This is a genomic window from Mesorhizobium sp. M7A.F.Ca.US.007.01.2.1 (genome assembly GCF_003998165.1).
GTDB classification, from domain to species: domain Bacteria; phylum Pseudomonadota; class Alphaproteobacteria; order Rhizobiales; family Rhizobiaceae; genus Mesorhizobium; species Mesorhizobium ciceri.
In genome coordinates this window covers 1-3,806 of sequence record NZ_RZQP01000365.1, presented here as the reverse complement: position 1 = coordinate 3,806, position 3,806 = coordinate 1, and the positions used below count along the sequence as shown (strand labels likewise).

Sequence of the window (3,806 nt, the reverse complement as noted above, 5' to 3'; positions counted from 1 at the left end):
TGGAGCCTGCTCCGCCGCCGGCACCTGAGCCGCCGGCGGCCGAACCGCCGCCGCCGCCGCCCATCGACCCTGCGCCGCCGCCTCCGCCGGAATCCACCCCCGGCGATCCCGATCCGGTTGATCCGGCGCCGCCGGTCGTGCCGACCGATCCGCCGCCCGCGACACCACCGGCACCACCACCGGCACCAGTGGCGGATCCGCCCCCGCCACCGCCGGTGGTGCCAACTGAGGTGCCCGACCTGCCGACACCGGCGGCGGGCGAGGAAATCCTGCTCTATCGCATCGAGGTTCCGGTCTATTCGGCCTTGCCGCCGGTCGCCGAACATCTGGCGATGACGACGCTCGGCACATTCCACGAACGGCGCGGCGAGCAGAGCCTGTTGTCGAACACCGAGCTGTCGCCGGTCTGGGGCCGCATCTTCGGTCAGGACAGCAAGATGGCCTATTCAGGAACGGTATCGCCGTCCTTTGACGGCACCCTGTTCGGCCTCCAGGCGGGCTTCGATCTGTTCGGCCGCGAAACCGCGTCGGGCCAGACCGATCGCGCCGGCCTGTTCGTCGCCTATGCCAGCATGAATGGCGACGTGCGCGGCCAGGCGCTGGGCAGGGACAATCTGTCCGTCGGCAGCATGGATATCAACGGCACCAGTATCGGCGGCTACTGGACCCGGATCGGTCAGGGTGGCTGGTACCTGGACGGCGTCCTCATGGCCACCTTCTTCGGCGGCAACGCAACATCGTCGCGCGACATTGGCATCGACGTCGGCGGGACCGGCGTCGCCGCTTCGCTGGAAGGCGGCTATCCCATCGCGCTGGCGCAAGGCTGGACGCTTGAACCGCAGGCGCAACTGGTCTGGCAGCAATTGTCGCTCGACGATGCGTCGGACCGCTTTGCTTCGGTTTCCTTCGATACGGACGGCAGCGTGACCGGCCGGCTCGGCGCACGGCTGCAAGGCGAAACAGCGATCAATGGCATGGCGCTGCAGCCGTATCTCAAGGCCAACATCTGGCACGATTTCGGCGGCACCAGCCATGTCAATTTCGACACCACCGACATCTCGACCGAGGGCAGATCGACCTCGTTCGAGTTCGGCGGCGGCGTGATTGCCAAGGTGACGGACAAGGTCAGCATCTTCGCCACCGGCGACTACACCACCAATCTCGGTGGCGACAAGCGTCGGATCCTCGAAGGCAATCTGGGCTTCAGCGTCAAATGGTAAGGCCGGTCATGATCCCGAAAACCAGTTTCGGGATCATGATCAAAAAGACAGCTTAATTGCTGGAACGCATCGCCACCGTGGCGATGCCGGCGCCGACCAGCAGCGTGCCGCCGGTGCGGTTGAAGATGCGGATCGCCTTGGGATTGCGCACCACGTTGCGTGCGCGTGCCGCGATCAGCGCATAGCCGAAGGCATTGGCGAAGGCGAGCGCCAGGAAGGTCGTCTCGAAGATCAGCATCTGCGTCCAGAAATCGGCGTGCCGGTCGAGGAACTGCGGCAGGAAAGCAACGAAGAACGTGATGCTTTTCGGGTTGAGCGCGGTGACGAGCCAGGCGTGCGCCATCATCTTGGCCGAGGAGACCGCGTCGGTGCGCGGTTCGGCCTTCAACGCGCCGCCGGCGCGAAACAGTTTCACGCCAAGATAGATCAGATAACCGGCGCCGATCAGCTTCAGGATGGTGAAGACGGTCGCCGAGGCCGCCAGCAGCGCACCGATACCCAGCATCGACAACGTCATCGCAGTGAAATCCCCCAACGCCACGCCGACGGCCATCGGCAGAGCGGTACGCCAGCCCTGGCCCAGCGCATAGGACACGACGAGAAGGATGGTCGGTCCCGGAATGATGAGAAGGATCGTCGATGCGGCAGCGAAGGCGGCCCAGTTTTCGAAGGACATGCTCGTCTCCTTTGAGCTTAAAGAAGAGGATAAATCCTTAGGCCCGGGAGAATGTAAAGAGGCGATTTCCCTAACTGCGCCAGCGGCAGATCGGTGTCAGTTCGCGCCGCTCAGCGTGCTCACGATATCGGCCGGGCTGACATTGGCACCGAGAACGGTTGCCGCCGCGACAATGGCAGCGGCAAAAAGCTTGATGTCGGTTTTTAAGGTCTTGCACATGGAGGCCCCTCGCTGATGGTTCGAGGAGTAGGAGACGCCGGCGCCGGGAATATGACCCGACCGAGGTCTTTTTGTGCAGCAGCCTTTGTTCAAGTTCAGGCAAGAAGGTCGAACATCGCCAAGGCCATGCGCAAATGCAGGCTGTGCAAGGTCTTCACGCTTTATCAACCATGAATGAGGAAAATGCCTGCTATCCGGCCGGACCGTGCTTCCCGCCGACAGCGTAGGGTCTGGGTATATGCGTGAGTTGCCGCAAGGTCTGACGCCGCCGCGAAATGGCGACGCAATCGAAACCGATCATCATCTTTCCCGCCGCGCCATCCTGTCCGGGGCAGGGGCGCTTGCGCTGCTGAGCGCCGCCGGTTGCTCGACCTCGGGCGGCGGACTGCCGGCGCTCGAGCTCGACGACGTCACCACGGGTTCCGTGCGGCCGATCCGGCCAAGCATCAGCGTCGACAAGAACATCACCAGCCCCGGCGTCATGTATGCCGGGCTGACCGACGGCGGCTTCAACGTGCCGGAAGTGCCGTATCTGAAGGTCAAGCCGGAATTCCGCCGCCAGATCGTCGTCGACACGACAGGCGAGGCGCCCGGCACCATCGTCGTCCATCTCAAGGAGCGCATGCTCTATCTCGTCCAGCCGGGTGGCGATGCCATTCGCTACGGCGTCGGCATCGGCAAGGACGGTTTCCGCTGGTCCGGCCGCGCCAATATCCAGTACGGCCGGGAATGGCCGACCTGGACGCCGCCGCCGGAGATGATCGCCCGCAAGCCTGAACTGGTGAAATGGCAGGCCGGACAGCCCGGCGGCCTCACCAATCCGCTCGGCGCGCGTGCCCTCTACATCTACCAGGACGGCAAGGACACCGGCTATCGCATCCACGGCTCGCCCGAATGGTGGAGCATCGGGCAAGCGATGTCGTCGGGCTGCGTGCGCCTGATCAACCAGGACATCATCGACCTCTACAGCCGCGTCTCCAAGAAAAATCCGGTCGTCGTCGTCTGACGCTTATGGGGCGTGTTGGCGCCGCTCGAAACTCCCGTTGCGCGATGCGGCAAGACAGGCCAAGGTGCCTTGAAAACCATCGCGCCGGGAGAAATCAAGCATGGCTGGAACGTTTGTCATCGCGCAGGGCGGCGGCCCAACCGCCGTCATCAACCAGACGGTTGTCGGGGCGACGCTGGAGATCCGCAAGCGGCATCCCGGTGCCAAGGTGCTGGGCTCGATCCATGGCGTGCGCGGCATCCGTGACGGCAATTATGTCGACCTTTCCGCCATTCCGGAAGACCGCCTGCGGCTGATTGCCGGCACGCCGAGCGCCGCCCTCGGCTCGACGCGCGACAAGCCCGACGCCGCCTATTGCGATGTCATCCTCAACGGCCTGAAGAAGGCCGGCGCCGACGCCTTCATATATATCGGCGGCAACGACACGTCGGGTACCCAGCAGATCCTGACCGACGCCGCCGGCGGCTCAATTGCCTTTGTTCATGCGCCAAAAACCATCGACAATGATCTCGAGGAAAACGACCACACGCCGGGCTTCATTTCGGCGGCCGAGTTCGTCGCCGGCGCCTTCCTGTCCGTCGATCTCGATTTTCGCGCGCTGCCCGGCATCTATGTCGGCATCGTCATGGGCCGGCATGTGGGCTTCCTGACCGCGGCTGCCGCTGCCTGGCAGCTCGACCCCGAC

The 3,806-nt window shown here is 64.2% G+C and carries 5 protein-coding genes; 3 read left to right on the top strand and 2 right to left on the bottom strand.

The annotated features are described in order from the left end of the window. Window positions 1-1,220 (top strand): autotransporter outer membrane beta-barrel domain-containing protein (locus EN949_RS33645; RefSeq protein ID WP_127371938.1); only part of this gene is annotated, 1,220 nt, incomplete at its 5' end. 52 nt (window positions 1,221-1,272) lie between these two features. Here EN949_RS33645 and EN949_RS33640 read toward each other — a convergent pair. Continuing rightward, window positions 1,273-1,896: a LysE family translocator gene (locus EN949_RS33640; protein WP_023761181.1), complete on the bottom strand. Its 624-nt coding sequence runs from the start codon at window positions 1,894-1,896 to the stop codon at window positions 1,273-1,275. A 96-nt stretch (window positions 1,897-1,992) separates the two neighbouring features. Further along, the gene (locus EN949_RS37205) at window positions 1,993-2,115 is read right to left on the bottom strand and encodes a hypothetical protein (protein ID WP_127367520.1); all 123 of its coding nucleotides are present in this window, start codon (window positions 2,113-2,115) and stop codon (window positions 1,993-1,995) included. A 238-nt stretch (window positions 2,116-2,353) separates the two neighbouring features. Here EN949_RS37205 and EN949_RS33630 point away from each other — a divergent pair, with 238 nt between their 5' ends. Then, window positions 2,354-3,121, top strand: a complete 768-nt coding sequence (locus tag EN949_RS33630) for a L,D-transpeptidase (RefSeq protein ID WP_127259499.1) — start codon at window positions 2,354-2,356, stop codon at window positions 3,119-3,121. A gap of 100 nt (window positions 3,122-3,221) precedes the next feature. Then, the coding region (locus EN949_RS33625; RefSeq protein WP_206534992.1) for a 6-phosphofructokinase at window positions 3,222-3,806 on the top strand (585 nt) is incomplete at its 3' end.